Source organism: Roseomonas acroporae, assembly GCF_023223525.1.
In the GTDB taxonomy this organism is placed as follows: domain Bacteria; phylum Pseudomonadota; class Alphaproteobacteria; order Acetobacterales; family Acetobacteraceae; genus Roseomonas_E; species Roseomonas_E acroporae.
The window spans coordinates 30,856-52,887 of sequence record NZ_JALPRX010000076.1; the positions used below are offsets into that span (position 1 = coordinate 30,856).

Below are 22,032 nucleotides of genomic sequence, written 5' to 3' on the forward strand. Positions count from 1 at the left end.
CGCCCCCGCCATGACTGATGTCGTCGTCGTCGAATCGCCCGCCAAGGCAAAGACCATCAACAAGTACCTGGGCGACGACTACACCGTGCTGGCGAGCTTCGGCCATGTGCGCGACCTGCCGGCCAAGGACGGCTCCGTCCGGCCGGACGAGGACTTCGCGATGGACTGGGAATCGGAGGATCGCGGCCAGAAGCAGGTGGCGGCGATCGCCAAGGCGGTGAAGGGCGCGCGGCGCCTGTTCCTCGCCACCGACCCGGACCGCGAGGGCGAGGCGATCTCCTGGCACGTCCGGGAGATGCTGGGGCGGATGGGCGCGCTGAAGGGCGTCGAGGTCCACCGCATCACCTTCAACGAGATCACCAAGCGCGCCGTGCAGCACGCCATCGCGCATCCGCGCGACCTCGACACGCCGCTGATCGAGGCCTACCTGGCGCGCCGGGCGCTGGACTACCTGGTGGGCTTCACCCTCTCCCCCGTGCTGTGGCGCAAGCTGCCGGGCAGCCGCTCGGCGGGGCGCGTGCAGTCGGTGGCGCTCAGGCTGATCTGCGAGCGCGAGGCGGAGATCGAGGTCTTCCGGCCGCGCGAGTACTGGAGCGTCGAGGCGCGCTTCGCCTCGCCCGCCGGCGCCACCTTCGGGGCGCGGCTGACGCATCTGGACGGGAAGAGGCTCGACCAGTTCGACCTGCCCGACGAGGCCAGCGCCATGCGGGCGAAGGCCGCCGTGGAGGCCGGCGCGTTCTCCGTCGCCTCGGTCGAGAAGCGGCGCGTCCGCCGCAACCCGCCGCCGCCCTTCACCACCTCGACGCTGCAGCAGGAATCCTCGCGCAAGCTCGGCTTCGGCGCGCAGGCGACGATGCGCCTCGCGCAGCAGCTCTACGAGGGCGTGGAGATCGGCGGCGAGACGGTCGGCCTCATCACCTACATGCGGACCGACGGCGTGCAGATGGCGCGCGAGGCGATGTTCGCGATCCGCGACCACGTGAAGGAGGCGTTCGGCGCCGACTACGTGCCGGGGGCGCCGCGCGAGTATTCCTCCAAGGCCAAGAACGCGCAGGAGGCGCACGAGGCGGTGCGCCCGACCGACGTCGCCCGCACGCCCGAGGAGGTGGCCCGCTACCTCAACCCGGAGCAGCGGCGGCTCTACGAGCTGGTGTGGAAGCGCGCCGTCGCCTCGCAGATGCAGTCGGCCGAGCTGGACCAGACGACGGTGGATCTCGCCGACGCCACCGGCAAGGTGCGGCTGCGCGCCACCGGCTCGGTGATCGCCTTCGACGGCTTCCTCAAGCTCTACCGCGAGGACGTGGACGACGCGGTGGCCGGCGACGAGGAGGATACGCGCGTGCTGCCGCCGCTGGCCGAGGGCGACGCGACGGAGCGGCGCTCGGTCGAGGCCAGCCAGCACTTCACCCAGCCGCCGCCGCGCTACTCCGAGGCGTCGCTGGTGAAGAAGATGGAGGAGCTGGGGATCGGCCGGCCCTCCACCTACGCCTCCATCCTGCAGACGCTCCAGGACCGCGAGTACGTGCGGCTCGACAAGCGGCGCTTCATCCCGGAGGACCGGGGGCGGCTGGTGACGGCCTTCCTCACCTCCTTCTTCGAGCGCTACGTCGATACCGGCTTCACCGCCGGGCTGGAGGAGCGGCTGGACGACATCTCCGGCGGCCGCGCGCAGTGGAAGGCGGTGATGCGCGACTTCTGGGAGGACTTCTCCCGCGCGGTCGGCGCCACCAGGGACCTGACCATCTCCGACGTGATCGACGCGCTGGACGAGGATCTCGGCCCGCACTTCTTCCCGCAGCCGGCCGATGGCGGCGACCCGCGCGGCTGCCCGGCCTGCCATGCCGGGCGGCTCGGGCTGAAGCTCGGGCGGTACGGGGCCTTCATCGGCTGCTCGAACTACCCGACCTGCCAGTACACGCGGAAGCTCTCCGTCCCCGGCGCCAATGGCGAGGAGGGCGGCGGCGAGCTCGCCGACGGCATGAAGGAACTCGGCACCGACCCCGCCACGGGCGAGCCGGTGACGGTGCGCCGCGGCCCCTACGGCCTCTACGTGCAGCGCGGCGAGGGCGGCGAGGACGCGAAGGGCAAGAAGCTGAAGCCGCCCCGCGCCAGCCTGCCGCGCGGCATGGACGCGGAGAGCCTGACGCTGGAGCGGGCGCTGGCCCTGCTCGCCCTGCCGCGCATCATCGGCGTGCACCCGGAGACGCACGAGGAGATGCTGGCCGGCATCGGGCGGTTCGGCCCCTACGTGAAGATGGCGCAGACCTACAAGTCGCTCGACCCGGACGACGACGTGCTGACCATCGGCGCCAACCGCGCCATCGCGCTGCTGGCCGAGGCGAAGCCGCGCGGCCGCGCGCTCGGCAACCACCCGAAGGACGGGGCGCCGGTGGAGATCCGGCGCGGGCGCTTCGGCCCCTTCGCGCAGCACGGCACGCGCGTCGCCTCGCTGCCGCGCGGCGTGCAGATGGAGGACATCACCCTCGACGAGGCGGTGGCGCTGCTGGCCGAGAAGGGCAAGGAGCTGAAGCCGAAGGGGGCCCCCAAGGGAGCCCCCAAGGGAGCCAAGGGGAAGGCCGCGCCCAAGGCGAAGGCGGCGCCCAAGCGCAAGGCGGCCGAGCCGGCGGCGGCCGAGGCGAATCCGGCGGCCGCGAAGAAGACGCCCGCCAGGCCGGCCGCGAAGAAGGCCGCGCCGGCGAAGAAGGCCGCCGCGACGCGCAAAGCCGCCGGCTGAGATGGGGCGGCGGCCGGGTGGCGGGGACCAGGGGCGGATTCCGAAACGCGCGGGGGCGCTGAGGCCGGGGCTCCGCCCCGGACCCCGTCAGGGGGCGCTGCCCCCTGTACCCCCGCCAGGGGGCGATGCCCCCCTGGAACCCCCCATTCGGGAAGAAAGCCCGGGTGCCGCCGCCGAGGTGCAAACGCCGGCGGAGGTCCAGGAAGCTGAGGTTCCTGGCGGATGGGTTCCAGGGAAGGCAGCGCCTTCCCTGGCGGTAGGGGCGCAGGGGAAGGCAGCGCCTTCCCCGCTGCCCGACCGCGCCACCCTGATCCGTTTCCTGCGCGAGACGCCGGGGCGCGTGGGCAAGACCGAGATCAGCCGCGAATTCGGCCTCGGCCACGAGCACCGCCCGGCGCTGCGGGCGTTGCTGCGCGAGCTGAAGGATTCCGGCGAGCTGCCGCCCTCCGGCCGGCCGCAGCGCGATCCCGAGCGGCTGCCCGAGGTGACGGTGCTGGAGGTGTTCGGCACCGACCCGGATGGCGACCCGCTGGCGCGCCCGCTGCGCTGGGAAGGCGCGGGGCGGATGCCGCTGGTCTACATGCACCCGGAGGCGCGCGGGCAGCCCGCCCTGGCCCCGGGCGACCGGGTGCTGGCGCGGCTGAAGCCGATCGGGCGGGACAAGTACGAGGGCCGCACCATGCGGCGCATCGGCAGCGTGCCGGCGCGGGTGCTGGGCGTGTACGAGGGCGGCCGCATCGCGCCGGTGGACCGGCGGCAGAAGGCGGACTGGGTGGTGCCGCCGGGCGAGTCGGGCGGCGCGCTGCCGGGCGAGATCGTGCTGGCCGAGCCGCTGCCGGCGGCAGCCCTGGGGCCGCGGCCGGCGCGCATCATCGAGCGGCTGGGGCCGGCGGCGGGGCCGCGCGCGGTGTCGATCGTCTGCGTCCACGCGCACGGCATCCCGGACGTGTTCCCGCCGGAGGCGCTGGCCGAGGCCGGCGAGGCCGGGCCGGCGCTGCCGGCGGGGCGCGAGGACCTGCGCGACCTGCCGCTCGTCACCATCGACGGCGAGGATGCGCGGGACTTCGACGACGCGGTGTTCGCGGAGGCCGCCAGCGGGGATGGGGGCGAGGGCTGGCGGCTGGTGGTCGCGATCGCGGACGTGGCGCACTACGTGCGGCCGGGCTCGGCGCTGGACCGCGAGGCGCGGCTGCGCGGCAATTCCGTGTACTTCCCGGACCGCGTGGTGCCGATGCTGCCGGAGGCGCTGTCCAACGGCTGGTGCTCGCTGCGGCCCGGCGAGAACCGCGCCTGCCTGTTCGCGGAGATCCGCATCGACGGCGCGGGGCGCAAGGTGGGGCACCGCTTCGGGCGCGGTCTGATGCGCTCGGCGGCGCGGCTGACCTACGAGGCGGCGCAGGCGGCGTCCGATGCCGGGGCGGACCCCGAGGGCGTGCCGGCCGGGCGGCTGGCGGCGCTGTTCGGCGCCTACCGGGCGCTGCTGTCGGCGCGCGAGGCGCGCGGGACGCTCGACCTCGACCTGCCGGAGCGGCGGGTGCTGCTGGACGCGGACGGGACGGTGCTGGGCGTGGAGCCGCGGGCGCGGCTCGACAGCCACCGGCTGATCGAGGAGTTCATGGTGGCGGCCAATGTCTGCGCCGCCGAGGAGCTGGAGCGGCTGGCCCAGCCCTGCCTGTACAGGGTCCACGACCGCCCCTCGGACGCGAAGCTGGAGGGGCTGCGGCAATTCCTCGCCACCTTCGGGCTGAGCCTGGCGCCGGCGGGGGAGCTGCGGCCGGGACATTTCGCGCGCATCCTGGAACAGGTGCGCGGCCGGCCGGAGGAACGGCTGGTGAACGAGACGGTGCTGCGGGCGCAGAGCCAGGCGGCCTACTCGCCCGACAACATCGGCCATTTCGGGCTGGCCCTGGCGCGCTACGCGCACTTCACCAGCCCGATCCGGCGCTACGCCGACCTGCTGGTGCACCGGGCGCTGGTGCGCGGGCTGCGGCTGGGCGACGGCGCGCTCGCGGCCGGCGAGGAGGCGGGCTTCGTCGAGGCGGGCGAGCACCTGACGCGCACCGAGCGCCGCGCCGCGCAGGCCGAGCGCGACGCCGTGGACCGCTACCTTGCGGCATTCCTGCAAGACCGCGTGGGGAACGTGTTTGACGCGCGAATTTCGGGGGTGACACGTTTCGGCCTGTTCGTCACGCTGGACGGGAACGGCGCCAGCGGGATCGTGCCGCTCGCGTCGCTTCCGGACGACAAATGGTTTCACGACGAGGCCGCCCAGTCCCTGGTCGGTCAGAGGACGGGCTTGCGCCTCGCGCTCGGCGAGGCGGTGGAGGCGCGGCTGGTGGAGGCGGCGCCGCTGACCGGCGGGCTGGTGTTCCACCTCATGCAGGGCGTGCCGCGCCGGCCCCGCGGGGAGCATCGGGATACCCAGGGGAACAGCCGGGGGAATTCCCGGCGGAAGCCCCCGCGGCAGTCCTAGCGGAAGCCTCCGGGCGAGCCGGGACGCGGATCGGGCGGCGGGCCGGCGCGCGCCGGCGGCGCCTTCTCGGCGCGGCGCTCGCGCTGCTGCTCCCGCTCGCCGGCGGCGGCGCCCTCCTCCCCGGGCCGATCGCCCTGGACGGCACCGCGAGCGCGCAGGAGGTCGAGGACTTCCCGCGCGACACCGTGCCGCCGGTGCTCGCCACCGCCTTCGGCGCCATCCTGGAGCGGCACCTGGAGCCGGTCGCGACGGCCGACCTCGTGCTCTGGAGCCTGCGCGGCCTCGGCGCGATCGACACCGGCATCACCGCCGAGGCGCGCGACGGCGAGGTGCGGCTGCTGCAGGCCGGCCGCCCCTTCGCCGCGCTGCCGCTGCCGCCGCCGGCTCCCCCCGCCGTCCGCGCGCCCCGCATCGCCTCGGCCGCGGCCCTGGAGGCCGCCGCCGAGGCCGCCGCCCAGCCCGTGGCGGAGCTGCTGACCGCGCTGCTGCGCGCCGCCTGGGTCCGCTCGCCCACGCTGCGCCAGGCGGGAACCGAGCGGGTGCTGCGGTCCACCTTCGAGGAGCTGTTCAACCACCTCGACCCCTACAGCCGCTACATCTCGCCCGAGGAGGCGAGCCTCGCCCGGCAGCGCCGCATCGGGATCGAGGGGCTCGGCCTGCGCCTCGCCGCCGGCCGGGACGGCGGCGTGGTGCTGGCCGAGGTGCTGCCGCACGGGCCCGCCGCCCGCGCCGCGCTGCGCGCGGGCGACCGCCTGCTCGCCGTGGACGGCACCCCGATCGAGGGCCGCAGCCTCGCCGACGCCATCGCCGCGCTGGAGGGCCCGCACGGCAGCGAGTCCGTGCTGCGCCTCGGCCGCGGCACCCGACGCTGGTCCGTGCGGCTCTCGCGCACCCTGACGCCGCCCGAGACCGTCGTGAGCAGCCGCCAGGGCGACATCCTGACGCTGCGCGTCACCAGCTTCTCGAACGCCACCGACCGGTCGCTCGCGCGGGCGCTGGCCGACAATTTCGCCCGGCACCCGCCGCGCGGCGTGATCCTCGACCTGCGGGGCAACCGCGGCGGGCTGCTGGCCCAGGCCGTGGCCGTGGCCGATGCCTTCCTGCCCGGCGGCGAGGTGGCCCACACCGACGGCCGCCACCCGGAGGCGATCCGCCTCTACGTCGCGGGCGAGAGCGACCTGGCGCGCGGGCGGCCGGTGGTGGTGCTGGTGGACGGGCGCACCGCCTCGGCCGCCGAGATCGTCGCCGCCTCGCTCGGCGACCGCGGCCGCGCCGCCATCGTCGGCAGCGCCACCACCGGCAAGGGGCTGATCCAGGTGGTGATCCCGCTGCCCAATGGCGGCGAGCTGCTGGTCACCTGGTCGCGCGTGCTGGCGCCGGACGGCTGGCCGATCCAGGGGCTCGGCGTGCTGCCGGAGCTGTGCACCAGCCTGGGCGCCGAGGCGCTGGCCGAGTCGATGCGTCTGCTGCGGGCCGGCGAGGCGCCGATGCGGGTGCCGCTGGCACGGCTGCGCGCCGCCCGCGCCCCGGTGCCGGCCAGCGAGGTGACGGCGCTGCGCGGCGCCTGCCCGGCGGCGGAAGGCCGCGACGCCGACCTCGCCGCCGCGCGCCAGCTCATCGACAGCCCCGCGGCCTACGACGCGGCGCGCGGGCGGTAGGGCGGATCGCCGGCGGGCGGACACGCCCGGCGGCGTGAATCCGCGCCGGGAACAACGAGCGACAGCGAACCGCGGTCCCGACCGGACTGCGGTTCGCCGCAGGGCATTCCCGGGCCGGGCGTCCGCCTCCGGCATCCCGGGGGAGGCGGCGGACCGGCGGGGCGCGGGCCGGCGCGGCCTGTCCCGGGCATCCTTCGCCGCCCGGCGACGTTGCACCCGCATCGCCGGGCCCGGAGGCCCGGCCGCAACCGCACGGGAGACGCCGCATGAGCAGCAACATTCCGACCAACGCCCTGGTCGTGGTCGCCGATGGCGGCAAGGCCATCCTGTTCCGCAACACCGGCAAGGGCCTGCAGATCACCCTGCGGGAGGAGCAGCGCCTCGGCCACGCCGAGATCGCGCAGGGGCCTTCCGGCTCCCGCCCCGAGGACCAGTCCCCGAAGGAGACCGACGAGGCCACCTTCGCCAAGGGCGTGGCGCAGACCCTGGAGGCGATGCATGGCAAGGGCCAGTTCGAGGCCCTGGTGCTGGTCGCCGACCCGCAGACCCTCGGCCAGCTCCGCGACGCCCTGCACAAGACCGTCGCCAACAGCGTCACCCACAGCCTGCCCAAGGACCTGACCAACCACGGCACGGCCGAGATCGAGGCGGCGCTGTCGAAGTAGCCCGCCGCAGCCCCGCCCGGCGCCGCGCCGCCGGGCCTTGTCGCTTCCGGTTTCGACACCAGATCGGCCCGGAGCGGAAACGTCCGGGAGGCGAAGGCGAAATGCGCGATCCGACATGGCTGGCCATCCCGGGGCGGGCCATCCTGGCGCTGCTCGCGCTGCTGCCGGCGGGCTGCGTCAGCCCGGCGCAGCAGGCGGCGATGGACCGCGGCCGCTGCGCCGGTTTCGGCTTCGCCGAGGGCAGCGACGCCTTCGCCGGCTGCATGATGAACCTCTCCCAGCAGCGCGACGCCGAGGAGGCGGCGGACGACCGCGCCTTCATGCAGCGCCAGGCGATCGAGAACCAGGCACGCCAGGACCGCGCCAACCGCCGCTGACCGGGGCGCCCCCGGGGCCGCGGACCAGGGGACGCCGGCCAGGGGCCTCGACGAGGCAACGGCCGCCGGACGCCCGCCAGGAACCTCGCCGGCATCACGGTCAGGGAACGCGAACACGGGCGCGGCGCGGCCGGCAGGCCCGGCCGCGTTTCTCCAGCCGCCCGTAAGCTCGCGGCCCCATGCTGCCCGCCCGGCGAACCGGCGGGCCCGTCGGGCCGGAAAGCGCGGGAGCACGCATCATGCCCAAGGCCGAGGCACTCGCCCTGGTCAGCGATTTCGCCGCCGCGACCGGCAGGAGCGCCTGGCCGAAGCTCGACCGCGCGAAGCTGGCCGCCGGCCTGACCGAGCGGATCGACGATCCCAACAGGATCCACCAGCGCCAGACCCCGCTCTGCGGCCCCTGCACCCTGTTCCGCGCCGTGGCGATCACCGATCCCGAAGCCTATGCCCGCGCGGCGATCGACCTGTTCAACAACGGCAGCGCCACGATCGGCAAGCTGAAGCTCAGGCCGGGCAGCGAGCTGCTCGCCTCCGCCCCCGGCGGCAACACCGACACGGCGGACTGGATCACCCTCGCCACGCTGCGCGACACCGACAACTGGTTCCTCTCCCCAGCCGGCCTGCTGGGCGGCAACGTCGCCGGCATCACCCGCCCCGGCACGCTGAAATCCTGGCTGCGCGACGTCGGCTTCGGCCAGATCAGGGACGAGACCTACCTGGCCGTCGCCAGCAAGCCGATCCCCACCGCGCTCGCCGCCGGGATCGGCACGGCGGGCACGCTGCACGTCGCCGGCTGGTTCGTCGCCCTGTTCATCGATTCCGAGATGATCGAGAGCAACAGCGACGCCACCGCCCTGATCCCGAACCACTGGGTGACGCTGACCTCCCCGATCGTCGACAAGGGGGTCGTCTCCTACGACGGGCCGATCAGCCTGACGGTCTATTCCTGGGGCAAGGGCGCCATGCCCGTGCTCTGCCAGACCAAGCGCAGCTTCATGGACAAGTACTTCGGCTACGTGGCGTTCAGGCGGTAGGGCGCCGCCGGCCGCTCCGACAGGGTCGGGCGGCGACCGCCCGCGCCGCGCGAGGCACCGGAAACCTGTCTCGTACGCACGACGGATGAACCTGACCTCTGTCCGCCCCCGGCGCCGCGGTCGACGGGTCGGTCAATCCCGCCCTGCGCATCAGCGCGGGAAAAGCCGCGGATCGAGGGCGACCGGCGTCTCCGGCCCGACGGCGATCCTGACCGCATCGGGATGCTCCGGGTTCACGACGGCGTTCGTGTCGCGGCCGCCCGTCACCACCGAAGGGACGATCAGCAGCGCCGACCTGCCTTCCTCCAGCCAGGCCCTGCCGAACGCCTGTGCCACCGACGTGTCGAGCGGGTCATCCCAGCCGGGATGGGCGGCCGGATCGAACGCCTCGCGCGAGACGTCGTCCGGCACCTCCGCCTCGACGCACCGCGCGGCGCTCGGCGGCGTCAGCCGGTTGGCGTGGACGAGCACCTCGACGAGGCACACGGCGAAGCTCGTGCCCGTGTAGATGGCCGCCAGCCCCGGCGGGTTCCAACGCTGGCCGAAGCGGCGCGCCCCTTCCCCCGACCAGATCGGATGGGTCCCGGTGACCACCCGCCAGAGACGGAGCGGCACCGCCTCAGAGCGCCAGGCCGTATTCGAGCGCGTTCAGGACCTGCTCGGTGCGGCGGGTGCCGAGATCGGTCCTGGCGGCGTCGATCGGGCTGCGCCCATCCAGCAGGGAATGCGGCGTCGTCATGAACTGCCGCGCCTCCTCGTCGCTGCCGAGGGCCCGGCGCGCATGGACGAAGAGGCGGGCGACCCGCTCCGTCCGCTCGCTCTCCTGCGACGAGAGCTGCCGCTCCCGGCGCAGGAGGGTGGTCTTCGGCACGACGCCCCATTCCAGGGCGGCGATCTTCGCCTTGTCCTCGCCCGCCAGCTTCTCGGCGACATGGCGAAGTGCGGAGCGCGGCAGGCCCACCTCCACCGCCTTCTCGATCAGGGCGGGCGAGGGGGGGCGGAAACGCTCCTTTTCCAGCGTTCTCCGGAACGGCCCGATGCGCACCCCCCCGTCCCCGTCGCCGATCTCGACCACGAGGACGGAGCCGTCGTCGACCTTGATCCGGAACCTCTCGCTGTCGCCGCCGGCGTTCGACCGCGCCCCCCTCGCCGGCCCGTCCTGCGCGGGAGCGGCTTCCTGCGTCAGGCTGCGGACGAAGGCGATTCCCATCGCCTCCGCGATCGCCTGCGCATCGTAACCTGCCGGCATCCGACCCTCCTCGGCCATATGGACCAATCTGGCGGTCCACCCGGTCCGGGGCAAGGCCGCGCCAGGCCCGTTCGTGCCCGTCGGCGCGCTCACGGGCGCGCCGACGGGGCATCGGCGGCGCGGCAGGATACTTCTTGCCTGGCAACAACATGATTGATATGTGTATAAATTCCTATTGCGGGTCGCCCCCATGCGCCACCACCCCTCCCGCTACACCCCGCGCCGCCCCTGGCAGCCGCTCTCCGACGCCGAGTGGTCCGCCTTCTCCCCCTACCTCCACACCACCCCGGACCCGGTCGGCGCCGCCCTCGCCGACCTCCCCCTCGCCCCCCTCCCCCTCGCCCCGGCGGACCCGCCCGCGCCCCGCCGCCCCTCTGGTCGCCCCTCTGGCCGCCCCTCTGGCCGCCCCTCTGGCCGCCCCCCTGGTCGCCCGCTCGCCGCCCCCCGCCACCGCCTCGACGCCATCCTCCGCCACGCCACCTCGGGACAGCCCTGGCACGCCCTGCCGGCCGAGTACGGCAAGCCGGACACCGTCTCCCGCCACTTCCGCCGCCTCGCCCGCGCCGGCCTGTTCCACCGCCTGCTGCCCGTCCTCGCGGACCCGCGCGCCTGCCCGCCGGCGCTGGCCGGCATCGCCCACTGGCTGCTGCGCGCCGCCCGCCTCGCCGTGCGCCTGCTCCCCGTCTCCTTCATCGCGCTCATCCGCCGCCTCGGCCTGCTCACGGCGCTGCCCGGCCCGCCCTGGATGCTGCCCGATCCGGATTTGTCCGAAACCCTCCAGAACGCCGTCCGCACCCTCATGGACCACCACCGCGACAACCCGCTCGCCGCCCCGCGCGGCCTGTTCGGCCTGCTCGGGAAACTCCTCGCCACCGCCGGCGGCCGCCGCCACGTCCCCCGCTGCCTCCACCCCGCCTGATGCCGACCTCCGCCGCGCTGCCGCACCCACCCCGACCCTGGCCCCAGCCATGCCCATCGGCCCCCTTGCGCGGCGCCCTTGCGCTCGCCAAACCTCCCGGCATGGCCGACGCCCCCTCCGTCCCGCTCCTCGCCCCCGAACGTGCCGCGGCGCTCGCGGCCGAGTTCGGCCTCAAGCCCGACGAGTACGCGCGCGTGCTCGCCATCCTCGGCCGCGCCCCGCGCCTGACCGAGCTCGGCATCTTCTCGGTGATGTGGTCGGAGCACTGCTCCTACAAATCCAGCCGCGTCTGGCTGCGCCAGCTCCCCACCAAGGCCCCCTGGGTGATCCACGGCCCGGGCGAGAACGCCGGCGTCATCGACATCGGCGACGGGCTCGCCGCCATCTTCAAGATGGAGAGCCACAACCACCCGAGCTTCATCGAGCCCTACCAGGGCGCCGCCACCGGGGTGGGCGGCATCCTGCGCGACGTCTTCACCATGGGCGCGCGCCCCGTCGCCAACCTCAACGCGCTGCGCTTCGGCTCGCCGGAGAACCCGCGCACCAAGCGCATCCTCGACGGCGTGGTGCGCGGCATCGGCGGCTACGGCAATTGCGTCGGCGTGCCCACGGTGGGCGGCGAGGTGAACTTCCACCCCGCCTATGACGGCAACCCGCTGGTCAACGCCATGACCGTCGGCATCGCGCCCAAGGACCGCATCTTCCTCTCGGCGGCCGCCGGCATCGGCAACCCCGTGGTCTACGTGGGCAGCAAGACCGGCCGCGACGGCATCCACGGCGCCACCATGGCCTCGGCCGAATTCGGCGAGGATTCCGAGGAGAAGCGCCCCACCGTGCAGGTCGGCGACCCCTTCTCGGAGAAGCTGCTGATCGAGGCCTGCCTGGAGCTGATGGCGACGGACGCCATCGTCGCCATCCAGGACATGGGCGCCGCCGGCCTCACCTCCTCCTCCGTCGAGATGGCCGGCAAGGGCGGCGTCGGCATCGAGCTCGACCTCGACGCCGTGCCGCAGCGCGAGACCGGCATGTCCGCCTACGAGATGATGCTCTCGGAATCGCAGGAACGGATGCTGATCGTCCTGCGCCCCGGCGCCGAGGCGCAGGCCGCCGCCATCTTCGAGAAGTGGGAGCTGGACTTCGCCGTGATCGGCCACATCACCGACACGGGCCGCATCGTCGTCCGCCACAAGGGCCTCGTCGAGGCCGACATCCCGCTCGCCCCGCTGGAATCCGAGGCCCCGCTCTACCACCGCCCGACGGCCGAGACGCCGCCCCAGCCGACGCTCGACGCGCACGCCATCCCCGACCCCGTCGGCCCCGCCGAGGCGCTGACGCGCCTGATCGGCTCGCCCGACCTCTGCTCGCGCCGCTGGATCTGGGACCAGTACGACAGCACCGTGGGCGGCCAGACCGCCCGCCGCCCGGGGGCGGCCGACGCCGCCGTGGTCCGCGTCGAGGGCACGGACCGGGCACTGGCCATCACCACCGACTGCACCCCGCGCTACTGCCAGGCCGATCCCGAGCAGGGCGGCGCCCAGGCCGTCGCCGAGGCGTGGCGCAACCTCACCGCGACCGGCGCGCTGCCCCTCGCCGTCACCGACAACATGAATTTCGGCAACCCCGAGCGCCCCGAGATCATGGGCCAGTTCGCGGCGGCCGTGCGCGGCATGTCGGCCGCCTGCACCGCGCTCGACTTCCCCGTCGTCTCCGGCAACGTCTCCCTCTACAACGAGACGCGCGGGCCGGACGGCACGGCGCGCGCCATCCTGCCCACCCCCGCGATCGGCGGCGTCGGCGTGCTGGAGAACCTCGCCCGGGCCACCGGCCTCGCCCTGCCGCCCGGCCACGACCTCGTGCTGGTCGGCGAGACGCGCGGCCATCTCGGCCAGTCCCTCTGGCTGCGCGAGATCGCCGGCCGCGAGGAAGGCGCCCCGCCGCCCGTCGACCTCGCCGCCGAGCGGCGCAACGGCGACTTCGTGCGCGCCCGCCTGCGCGCCGGCGGGGTGGCCGCCTGCCACGACCTCTCCGATGGCGGCCTGCTGGTCGCGGTCGCCGAGATGGCCCTGGCCGGCAACGAGCAGGCCAACGGGAAGCCCAACGGGAAGCCCAACGGGAAGCCCCCTGTCGGCGTCACCCTCGACGCCCCGCCCGCCGACCTGCCCGCCCACGCCTTCTGGTTCGGCGAGGACCAGGCCCGCTACCTGCTCGCCGTCCCCGACGCCGCCCCGCTGCTGGAGGCCGCCCGCGCCGCCGGCATCCCGGCCCGCCGCGTCGGCCGCAGCGACACGGGCGCCGGCGGGGCCTTGGTTCTGCCCGACGGCACCGCCATATCGCTCGCGACGCTGCGCGAGCGGCACGAGGGCTTCCTGCCCGCCCTGATGGCCCAACAGTGAGGGGTGCCTGACCCATGCCGATGCCGGCCGACGAGATCGAGGCCAAGATCAAGGCCGCCCTGCCCGATGCCGAGGTCCGCATCACCGACCTCGCCGGCGACGGCGACCACTACGCCGCGACGGTGGTGTCCGAGGCGTTCCGCGGCAAGTCCCGCGTGCAGCAGCACCAGATCGTCTACGCTGCCCTCGGTGGCCGAATGGGCGGCGAGCTGCACGCCCTGGCCCTGACCACCTCCGCTCCCTGAGTCCCCCAGGAGACCGCGCCCGATGACCGACCCCGTCTTCCAGCAGATCCAGACCGAGATCGACAGCAACCCGGTGGTGCTGTTCATGAAGGGCACGCCGTCCTTCCCGCAATGCGGCTTCTCGGCGCGGGTGGTGCAGATCCTCCAGCACGTCGGCGTGCCCTTCAAGGGCGTCAACGTCCTCGAGGACATGGCGATCCGCGAGGGCATCAAGGCCTTCGCCAACTGGCCGACCATCCCGCAGCTCTACGTGAAGGGCGAGTTCGTCGGCGGCTGCGACATCGTCACCGAGATGTTCCAGGACGGCGAGCTGCAGACCCTCCTGGCCGACAAGGGCATCGCCACCGCCGCCGCCTGAGCGGCGCCCGCAGATGCCGGCAGGCTCGACCGACTGCTGTCTTCTGGCCCGTCGGCGATACGCTCTCTTGAGCAGGATCGGATAGGCTGAAAAACACCTTTGAGTGAAGCCGCCGATACCCGTTCAGTCTGAAAGCGAAGCGGATATAGAAATGGATTGCTAACGAAAAAGCGGCGCCGGGGCTTCATGGAATCATCCTTTGCCTTCAGCACCTCCGCCTTGCCGGCCTATCACCCCGGGCTGCTGCTGGTACGCATGCGGCCGGCCGAGGAGGTGCCGTTCGTCCCGGCAGGGGTGATGTCTGGCTGGATCCCGATGGCCGTGGCGCCCGGCGCTCCGCTGCGGACGGAATCTGCTGCGGTCCTCGGTGCCGTGCCGCCGCCGGAAGCGGCGCAGACCCAGGGTCTCGCCGCGCTCTCCTATTTCGAACGCGCGGGGATGGTGAAGCGCGTGACACCCCTTGCCCGTCCTGCGGCAGGGCTGGAACTGGAGGTGGGGCAAGGCTTGGCGCGGGAGTTGGCCATGGCTGCCGCCATGGCATCCGAGCCGCGCCTTGCCGCGACCGCGTTGCTGGCCACGTCCGTTCCCGGCGCCTCAAGCACGGGAACGGGCAACCTCGGCGGAGTCAGCATCGTCGAACTGGAACGCGAGGAGGATGGCACGCAGTTGCGCCTGGCGCTGGCGGCTGACCCTCATGTGGCGTCGGTTTCCAGGGTTCCCGTCCGTTATCTCGCGGCGCGCCGGGCTGCGAAGGCCGCCACGGGGGCGGCAGGGCCGGTTGGCGCCGGGATTGCGGCGATACCACCGGTCGGTCCGGAACTCTGGAATCTCAACAAGATCCGATGGAGCCAGGCGCGTCAGCAAGCCGCCTTCAAAGAGGCCGATTCCATCAAGGTTGCCGTGCTCGATACCGGCGTGGATGAGAACCATCCCGACCTGAGCGGCAGGATATCCGGCTACGTGCATGCCCATCCTGATCTGCCGGGAGCCAGCAGTCCGCGCGACATAGTGGGCCACGGCACCCATGTGTCGGGAACCATCGCGGCGAACATAAACAACATGCTCGGCATTAACGGGCTGTGCAACTGCAAGCTGTATGTGTGGAAGATATTCTCGGACGTGCCCACCTATGTGGCCGGGCTGGGCTGGCTCTACCTGGTGAATCCGGTGATGTACCTGCGTGCCCTGGATGACTGCCACAGGCTCGGCATGGATGTCATCAACCTCAGTATCGGTGGCAGGGGACAACCCAGCGCCGAGGAACAGGAGGCCTTCGACGCCCTGCTCGGCAGGAACAGCATCGTCGTCGCGGCGATGGGCAATGAGCGTCAGTCCGGCAGTCCGACCTCCTACCCGGCGGCGGTGTCCGGGGTGATAGCGGTCGGTGCCACGGGATTGGACGACCGTGTGGCGCTCTTCTCGAATGCCGGCAGCCACATCTGCGTCTCGGCGCCGGGAACGGCGATCTGGTCAACGCTGCCGGGACTTCCCGGGCAGACCGGCTTCCAGGCCGTGATCGGCCCCGACGGCAAGCCGAAGCAGGGCAAGCCTGTGCGCCGCGAGATCAACTACGACGCCTGGAACGGCACCTCGATGGCCACGCCCCATGTGACGGGCTCGGTGGCGCTGCTGTTGGCCAAGCACGGCCCCATGACTCCGGCACAGGTGCGGCAGGCTCTCGCACAAAGCGTCGACAAGGTGCTGGATATGGGAGGCAATACCTGGCACCCCGATTTCGGCTTCGGCCGTTTGAACCTCGATGCGCTGCTGCGTTAACGCTGGACCTGCAACAGGGCGGGGCCAATACTTGGCCATCGCTGAGAGGTCGACACCCATGAATACGATTCTTTTCACATTCCGCGAGGGCACGGGGGACGACCGCCGGGATGGTATCCTGGAGCAACTGCGCCAAGCCGTTGGCATCAAGGCTGCCGGGCAGGTCAGGCCGAATGCAAGCCTTCCCCGGCTGCGCCGGCTCGCCTATGCCGAAGCGGCCGGCGAGGATGCCATCACGCAGGCCAGCCGGCTGCTGAAGAATCTCCCCGAAATCGAATCGGTCGAACTGCCGCCGGCGCGCGGGATCGCGGCCTGAGACGGCACCGCCGCCCAGGCGCCGCCTATCCTCAATGCACTAGCGCCATCTCCGGGATGGCCTCGCTCGCCCGCCAGAACCGTTCCAGCGCCTCGGCATGCGCGGCCCGCGCGGCGGCGTCCGCCTCGGCCACCGGGCGCGGCTCCATCGCGAAGTGCCCGTAGCGGTCCTCGCCGCGTACCAGCGAGGCGGAGAGCCGCGTCTCGCCGATGTGGCGCACCCGCGTCGGGATGTAGGAGATGCCGATGCCGATGCGGTCCTCCGTGGACCGGTTCGGCCGCGAGGCGTGCAGCACCATGGTGTGGTGCAGCGAGAACTGCCCCGGCGCCAGCGGCATCGGCACCGCCACCGCCTCGTCCACCGCCTCGGCCACGCTCTGCCCGCGCGAGAGCATGATGTTCGGGTCCTTGCGGTCCCGGTGCGCCCGCTGCCCGCCGAGATGCGAGCCCGGCACCACCTCGACGCAGCCGGATTCCAGGCTGCTCGGGCTCAGCGCCACCCAGGCGGTGACGTGCTCGTAGGGGGCGAGGCCGAAATAGGTGCCGTCCTGGTGCCAGGGCACGATGCCGGCGCTGCCGGCCTTCTTCCACCAGATGGTGTTGTGGAAGACCAGGATGTCGGGGCCGATCACGGATTCCACCGCGTCCAGGATCGCCGGGTGCCGCACCAGCTCGGCCGCCCAGGGAAACAGCAGGTAGGACTTCACCCGCGTCGAGGGCTGCCGGATGCCGGCGCCCGAGACCGGCCGCTCGCCCTCGGCGCAGCAGCGTTCGAGGTCGGCGCGGTAGCGTGCCGCCTCGGCCGGGGTGAAGGCGTCGAGCGGGAAGACCATCCCGTCGCGCCCGTAGGTCTCGATCTGCGCCTCGCTCAGCCCACCCGGCATGCCGCCTCTCCCATCGCTGTCGGCAGGGGCAGAGCAAACCACGTGCCGTCTGCCGTTCCTAGCGATGCGTGGTGACGCCCACCTGCCGGCACATGGAGAGCAGCACGCAGGACGAGCATTTCGGGCTGATTCCCTGGCAGACGAACTTGCCGAAGGGCATCAGCCGCTCGTTCAGCTCGATCCAGTAGCGCTCCGGCAGCACGCGCAGCAGGGCCGCCATGGTGCGCTCCGGCGTCGGCGCCGAGACGTAGCCCCAGCGGTTGACGACGCGATGGACGTGGATGTCCACGGCGATGGCGGGCCTGCCGAACGCCACGCCCAGCGTCAGCGCCGCGATCTTGGGGCCGACGCCGCGGAAGGCGGTCAGCCCCTCCATCGTGTCCGGCACCATGCCGCCATGCTCCGTGACGATGCGGCGGGAGAGGGCGAGGATGTCGCGCGCCTTGGGCTCGGGGAAGGTGGCGGGCTGCAGCAGGCGGACGAGCTCGGCCTCGTCCAGCGCCGCCATCGCCTCGGGCGTGCGCGCCACGGCGAACAGGCGCAGGCAGACCGGGGTGGTGGTCTCGTCGCGGGTGCGGGCGGAGATCAGGCTGGCGACGAGCTGCTCGAAAGGCGTGCCGTAGCCGCGGTCGCGCAGCTCGAACATCGCCGCCTTCGGCAGCCCGGCCAGGGCGCGGCGCAGGCGGCGGAACGCCTCGTCGATGTCGAAGGGCTCCTTGGCGCCGGCCGGGGCGGCGGGGGGCACGGCGGAGTGGACGGGGCTGGGCGGCATCGTACCGACCGCAACGCGCGAGGCGAGGCGGAAGTGGCATGACGGCGGCCGGCCGGGACCGCCTGCCCGCGAGGAGGGATCCGGCCGGGTGGTTCGCCCCGCGCCTCGTGCGGAACGGCCTCGCGGGCCGGGGCTCAGGCGCGCGGGCGCCTGATGAAGCAGGTGGCCGAGGCGCTGGCGAGCAGGTTGCCGGCGGCATCGCGCAGGGTGCCCTCCGCCACGCCGAGGGAGCGCGAGAGATGCGTCACCCGTGCCTCGGCCACCAGCTCCTCGCCCAGCGGCACCGGCCGCAGCATCTTCACGCCGAGATCGACCGTCCCGTAGCCGATGCCGGCCTCCAGCATGGTGTGCACGGCGCAGCCGGTGACCGAATCGAGGACGGTGGCGGCGAAGCCCCCGTGCACGCCGCCGAGCGGGTTCAGGTGCCGCTCATCCGCCCGCGCGCGCATCTCCACCCGCCCCTTCTCCACCACCATGCCCAGCAGGCCCATCGTCGCCGCGATCGGTGCGCGCGGCAGCCGGCCGGCCGCGGCGGCCGAGAGCAGCTCGAAGCCGGAAAGCGTCTTCGGGTCCATCGAGGGGTCGATCTGGGGGTCCATCGGGAGGTTCCTCCGCCGGCCGCCACCGGGCGGGGCCGGCAACGTCCTTGGCGGGACCGCCCCGGAGCGTCAACCACCACCGCAGGCCGCGCTCCCGCCGGCCGCCCGGGAGCCGCGTCGTCATACGGGTCCGCGCAAGTGCGGCCCCGTACGTTTCGCCGGTTCGGCGCGCAGCCGCCACGCCGGCCCCGCGCGCCATGCCGGCCCACGCCAGTCGGGACCTGCGCGGGCCGGTAGACCTTTCCGTCGGCGGAATCCGCGGCTCGGCAGCAGCCGGGCGACCGATTCCGAATGCTGGCGGGCAAAGCGTGGCGCGGATTTCCCAGGCGCTCGGGTTCATCACGCCCCCGGGCGCCCGGCCGCGTCCCGCACGGCGTCGGCGGCGGCCTCGACCGCCAGGTGGCCGGTCCAGGCATCCAGCCGCAGGCGCTGCCGCCGCCCCGCCACGTCGCGTGCCTCGATACGCCAGAGGCCGCGTTCCCAGGTCAGCGCCGTCACCGCGCCGTGCCCGGCGACCGCGGCAGCGGCCGCCGCCCCGAACGGCGCGCCGAGCGGCCCAGCCATCGGGATACCGCCCGGGGTAGCGCCCGAGGTGCCGCCCAGGGTACCGTTGGGCAGGCCCGGCTCGGCCCCTGCCCCCGCCCAGGCCTCGCGGCCTGCCCCGGCCCGCAGCGCCAGCAGCGCGGGCAGCAGCCCGCAGCCGGCCAGGAACAGCGCCAGGGCGAGAAGGTCGGCATCGGGTGGGAACGGCATCGGCGTCTCCGGCATTCCAGGCGCTTCGGATGGCCGGCATGCTGGGACCCGCCGGCTGAACCGGCGCTGAGCCGGCCGTTCAGCCCCGGTTCAGCCGTTCCCGACGAGAAACGCCCTTCCATGCGCCGCCGCGACCTCCTGCTCCTCCTCGCCCTGCTCGCCGCGCCGATCCACGCCGCCCGCGCGGACGACGATGACGACGATGACGACGATGACGACGACCACGACCGCGCGCGGCTGGCGATGCAGCGCGGCGAGATACGCCCGCTCGCCACGCTGCTGGCCGAGGTGGAGCGCCGCTATCTCGGCCGTGTCGTGGACACCAAGCTCAGGCGCAAGGATGGCCGCTGGGTGTACGAGCTGAAGCTGCTGCCGCCCACGGGCCGGCTCTACGAGCTGCGCTTCGACGCCGCGACCGGCGCCCTGCTGCGGGCCAAGGGCCCGGTGCAGGAGCGTTCCTGATGCGCGTGCTGGTGGTCGAGGACAACGCGGCGCTGGCCGCCCAGCTCCGCGCCGCGCTGGCCGAGGCGCGCTTCGCCGTGGACCACGCCCCCGACGGCGAGGAGGCGCTGTTCCTGGGCGAGACCGAGCCCTACGACGCGGTGGTGCTGGATCTCGGCCTGCCCCGGCTGGACGGGCTCTCGGTGCTGCGCCGCTGGCGCGCCGCCGGCCGCGCCATGCCGGTGCTGATCCTGACCGCGCGCGCCGCCTGGACCGAGAAGGTCGAGGGGCTGAACGCCGGCGCCGACGACTACCTCGCCAAGCCCTTCGCGATGGGCGAGCTGGTGGCGCGGCTGCAGGCGCTGATCCGGCGCAGCCACGGGCTGGCCAGCGCCGCCATCGCCCTGGACGGCCCCTGGGGGCAGGTGCGGCTCGACATCGCCGCGGGCAGCGTGACGCGCGACGGCGCGCCGGTGCGGCTGACCGCGCTGGAGTTCAAGCTGCTCGCCTACCTCGCGCACCGGCGTGGCGGCATCGTCAGCAAGACCGAGCTGACCGAGCATCTCTACGAGCAGGACTTCGACCGCGACTCGAACACGCTGGAGGTCATGGTCGGGCGACTGCGCCGCAAGCTCGGGGAGCGGCTGATCGAGACGGTGCGCGGCCAGGGCTACCGGCTGCCGGCCGCCGCGGCGTGACGCACCGGCTGCTGCCGCGCTCGCTGACTCTGCGCCTCGCGCTGCTGGCGGCGGTGTGGAGCGCCCTCGGGCTGGGAGCGGCGGGCTGGTTCGCCTCCTCGATCGCCGTGCGGCAGATGCAGGCGGCCTTCGACCTGCGCCTGAGCAGCACGCTGGACGACCTGGCGGGCGCCGTGAGCTACGAGGTGCCCGCGGGGGACCGGCGCGCCCACCCGCCGGCCGGGGCACCGTCGCAGGGCGCGGCCGCCGCGCCGGGCATGGCCGGGTCGGAGGGGGCCGGGTCGGAGGGGGCCGGGTCGGAGGGGGCCGGGTCGGAGGGGGCCGCGCCGGAGAGGGCCGCGCCGGAGAGGGCCGCGCCGGAGAGGGCCGCGCCCTTGGCCCGGCCGACGCTGCGCGTGCAGCTCGCGCGCCGCCGTTCCGGCACGCTGCGCGCCATGGCCGGCGCCGAGTTCCAGCAGCCGCTCTCCGGCAATTACTGGCAGGTGACCGGCCCACCGGACGCGGACGGGCAGGCCGTCACGGAGCGTTCCCGCTCGCTCTGGGATGCCGACATGCCGCGGCTGCCGGCGGCGGACCGCCCCCTGACCGCCGCCGACGGGGCGCGCATCGGCGAGGCGCGCGGGCCGCGGGGCGAGCAGTTGCGCCTGATCGAGCGCGTGGTGGAACTGCCCGACGCGCCCGACCGGCTGCTGCTGCAGGTGGCGATGAGCCGTGGCGCCATGGATGCCGAGATCCGCCGGCTGCGCTGGCTGCTGGCGCTCGGCTTCGGCGTGCTCGGCCTCGGGCTGGTGGCGGCGGTGGCGGCGCAGGTGGTGCTCGGGCTGCGGCCGCTGCGGCGCGTGCGGGACCGGCTGGCCGCCCTGCGCGCCGGCCGGCGCGAGCGGCTGGCCGATGCCGGCGCGCCGCCGCCGACCGAGCTCGCCCCGCTGGTCGCCGAGATCGACGCGCTGGTCGAGGGCAACCGTGCCACGGTGGAGCGGGCGCGGGCGCATCTCGGCAACCTCGCCCACGCGCTGAAGACGCCGCTCGCCGTGCTGCGCGTGGCGCTGGAAGCGGCGCCGCCCGACCTGCCCGAGGCGCGCGCCCAGGCGGCGGCGCTCGATTCGCTGCTGCAGCACCACCTCGCCCGCGCCCGCGCCGCGGCGCTGTCGGGCGCCGCCGCCGCCGATGCCGCGCCGCTCGCCGTGGCCGGGGAGATCGCCGCGGCGCTGCGCCGCCTGTACGCCGACCGGATCGACCTGACCGTGGCGGGCGATGCCGAGACGCGCGTCGCGGTGGAGCGCCAGGACCTGGCCGAGATGCTCGGCAACCTGATGGAGAATGCCTGCAAGTGGGCGCGCGGCCGCGTCGCGGTGCGGGTGTCGGCGGCGGCTGGCGGGGCCGTGGTGCTGGTGGAGGATGACGGGCCGGGCCTCGCGCCTGGCCGGCATGCCGAGGCGCTGGCGCGCGGCGTGCGGCTGGACGAGGCGGCGCCGGGCACCGGGCTCGGCCTGGCCATCGTGGCCGATCTCGCCGGGCTCTATGGCGGCCGCTTCGCGCTGGGGCGCGCGCCGCTGGGCGGGCTGTCGGCGCGGCTGGAACTGCCGGGGCGGCGGGGCTGAGGGCCTGTTCGAGAGGCCCCGATTCGAGAGGCCCCGGGGGCGGGACGACCGGGCGGCCGTTCCATGCGGGTCCGCACAAAGGCGGGCC

The 22,032-nt window shown here is 74.0% G+C and carries 21 protein-coding genes; 15 read left to right on the forward strand and 6 right to left on the reverse strand.

What is annotated here, in order from left to right:
• The first annotated feature begins 10 nt into the window (after nt 1–10).
• The 6 genes from topA (at nt 11) to M0638_RS17470 (ending at nt 8,941) form a co-directional block, all read left to right on the forward strand.
• Nucleotides 11–2,734: a type I DNA topoisomerase gene (gene topA / locus M0638_RS17445; RefSeq protein WP_248668279.1), complete on the forward strand. Its 2,724-nt coding sequence runs from the start codon at nt 11–13 to the stop codon at nt 2,732–2,734.
• Nucleotides 2,735–3,074: 340 nt separating this feature from the next.
• A complete protein-coding gene (rnr, locus tag M0638_RS17450) occupies nt 3,075–5,207 on the forward strand; it encodes a ribonuclease R (protein WP_248668280.1) in 2,133 nt (710 codons plus the stop codon).
• Nucleotides 5,208–5,392: 185 nt separating this feature from the next.
• Complete coding sequence (locus M0638_RS17455) at nt 5,393–6,865, forward strand: S41 family peptidase (protein ID WP_248668281.1); 1,473 nt, start codon at nt 5,393–5,395, stop codon at nt 6,863–6,865.
• 266 nt (nt 6,866–7,131) lie between these two features.
• The gene (locus M0638_RS17460) at nt 7,132–7,530 is read left to right on the forward strand and encodes a host attachment family protein (protein ID WP_248668282.1); all 399 of its coding nucleotides are present in this window, start codon (nt 7,132–7,134) and stop codon (nt 7,528–7,530) included.
• Between the two features lie 101 nt (nt 7,531–7,631).
• On the forward strand, nt 7,632–7,907 hold the full coding sequence (locus M0638_RS17465; RefSeq protein WP_248668283.1) for a hypothetical protein: 276 nt from the start codon (nt 7,632–7,634) through the stop codon (nt 7,905–7,907).
• A gap of 239 nt (nt 7,908–8,146) precedes the next feature.
• On the forward strand, nt 8,147–8,941 hold the full coding sequence (locus tag M0638_RS17470) for a hypothetical protein (RefSeq protein WP_248668284.1): 795 nt from the start codon (nt 8,147–8,149) through the stop codon (nt 8,939–8,941).
• A gap of 150 nt (nt 8,942–9,091) precedes the next feature.
• Here the strand turns inward: M0638_RS17470 and M0638_RS17475 are convergent, their stop codons facing one another.
• Together M0638_RS17475 and M0638_RS17480 are read right to left on the reverse strand one after the other, a co-directional pair.
• Nucleotides 9,092–9,556 (reverse strand): RES family NAD+ phosphorylase, encoded by a 465-nt coding sequence (locus M0638_RS17475; RefSeq protein ID WP_248668285.1) that lies wholly within the window; start codon nt 9,554–9,556, stop codon nt 9,092–9,094.
• Nucleotides 9,557–9,560: 4 nt separating this feature from the next.
• Complete coding sequence (locus M0638_RS17480) at nt 9,561–10,190, reverse strand: antitoxin Xre/MbcA/ParS toxin-binding domain-containing protein (RefSeq protein WP_248668286.1); 630 nt, start codon at nt 10,188–10,190, stop codon at nt 9,561–9,563.
• A gap of 190 nt (nt 10,191–10,380) precedes the next feature.
• On the opposite strand from M0638_RS17480, the gene M0638_RS17485 reads away from it, so the two are divergent.
• The 6 genes from M0638_RS17485 (at nt 10,381) to M0638_RS17510 (ending at nt 16,197) form a co-directional block, all read left to right on the forward strand.
• The gene (locus M0638_RS17485; RefSeq protein WP_248668287.1) at nt 10,381–11,109 is read left to right on the forward strand and encodes a transposase; all 729 of its coding nucleotides are present in this window, start codon (nt 10,381–10,383) and stop codon (nt 11,107–11,109) included.
• Between the two features lie 101 nt (nt 11,110–11,210).
• On the forward strand, nt 11,211–13,502 hold the full coding sequence (purL, locus tag M0638_RS17490; RefSeq protein WP_248668288.1) for a phosphoribosylformylglycinamidine synthase subunit PurL: 2,292 nt from the start codon (nt 11,211–11,213) through the stop codon (nt 13,500–13,502).
• Between the two features lie 14 nt (nt 13,503–13,516).
• A complete protein-coding gene (locus M0638_RS17495; protein WP_248668289.1) occupies nt 13,517–13,747 on the forward strand; it encodes a BolA family protein in 231 nt (76 codons plus the stop codon).
• Nucleotides 13,748–13,769: 22 nt separating this feature from the next.
• Entirely contained in the window at nt 13,770–14,105 is a 336-nt protein-coding gene (grxD, locus tag M0638_RS17500) for a Grx4 family monothiol glutaredoxin (RefSeq protein ID WP_248668290.1), read from the forward strand.
• Between the two features lie 156 nt (nt 14,106–14,261).
• On the forward strand, nt 14,262–15,881 hold the full coding sequence (locus tag M0638_RS17505; protein WP_248668291.1) for a S8 family peptidase: 1,620 nt from the start codon (nt 14,262–14,264) through the stop codon (nt 15,879–15,881).
• A gap of 58 nt (nt 15,882–15,939) precedes the next feature.
• Complete coding sequence (locus M0638_RS17510; RefSeq protein ID WP_248668292.1) at nt 15,940–16,197, forward strand: hypothetical protein; 258 nt, start codon at nt 15,940–15,942, stop codon at nt 16,195–16,197.
• 31 nt (nt 16,198–16,228) lie between these two features.
• On the opposite strand, the gene M0638_RS17515 is transcribed toward M0638_RS17510, so the two are convergent.
• From M0638_RS17515 to M0638_RS17530, 4 genes are all read right to left on the reverse strand, one after another.
• Nucleotides 16,229–17,080 (reverse strand): phytanoyl-CoA dioxygenase family protein, encoded by an 852-nt coding sequence (locus M0638_RS17515; RefSeq protein WP_248668293.1) that lies wholly within the window; start codon nt 17,078–17,080, stop codon nt 16,229–16,231.
• 58 nt (nt 17,081–17,138) lie between these two features.
• The gene (locus tag M0638_RS17520) at nt 17,139–17,852 is read right to left on the reverse strand and encodes an endonuclease III domain-containing protein (protein WP_248668294.1); all 714 of its coding nucleotides are present in this window, start codon (nt 17,850–17,852) and stop codon (nt 17,139–17,141) included.
• Between the two features lie 134 nt (nt 17,853–17,986).
• Nucleotides 17,987–18,451, reverse strand: coding sequence for a PaaI family thioesterase (locus M0638_RS17525; RefSeq protein WP_248668295.1), 465 nt, complete (start codon nt 18,449–18,451; stop codon nt 17,987–17,989).
• Nucleotides 18,452–18,790: 339 nt separating this feature from the next.
• Nucleotides 18,791–19,204 (reverse strand): hypothetical protein, encoded by a 414-nt coding sequence (locus tag M0638_RS17530; RefSeq protein WP_248668296.1) that lies wholly within the window; start codon nt 19,202–19,204, stop codon nt 18,791–18,793.
• A 120-nt stretch (nt 19,205–19,324) separates the two neighbouring features.
• Between M0638_RS17530 and M0638_RS17535 the strand changes: the two genes are divergently transcribed.
• From M0638_RS17535 to M0638_RS29135, 3 genes are read left to right on the forward strand one after another with little or no spacing between them, the layout of a single operon-like run.
• A complete protein-coding gene (locus tag M0638_RS17535; RefSeq protein ID WP_248668297.1) occupies nt 19,325–19,666 on the forward strand; it encodes a PepSY domain-containing protein in 342 nt (113 codons plus the stop codon).
• Complete coding sequence (locus M0638_RS17540) at nt 19,666–20,343, forward strand: response regulator transcription factor (protein WP_248668298.1); 678 nt, start codon at nt 19,666–19,668, stop codon at nt 20,341–20,343. Before M0638_RS17535 ends, M0638_RS17540 begins: the two co-directional genes overlap by 1 nt.
• A complete protein-coding gene (locus M0638_RS29135) occupies nt 20,340–21,944 on the forward strand; it encodes a sensor histidine kinase (RefSeq protein WP_248668299.1) in 1,605 nt (534 codons plus the stop codon). The genes M0638_RS17540 and M0638_RS29135 overlap by 4 nt, the downstream gene beginning before the upstream one ends.
• Nucleotides 21,945–22,032 lie beyond the last annotated feature (88 nt).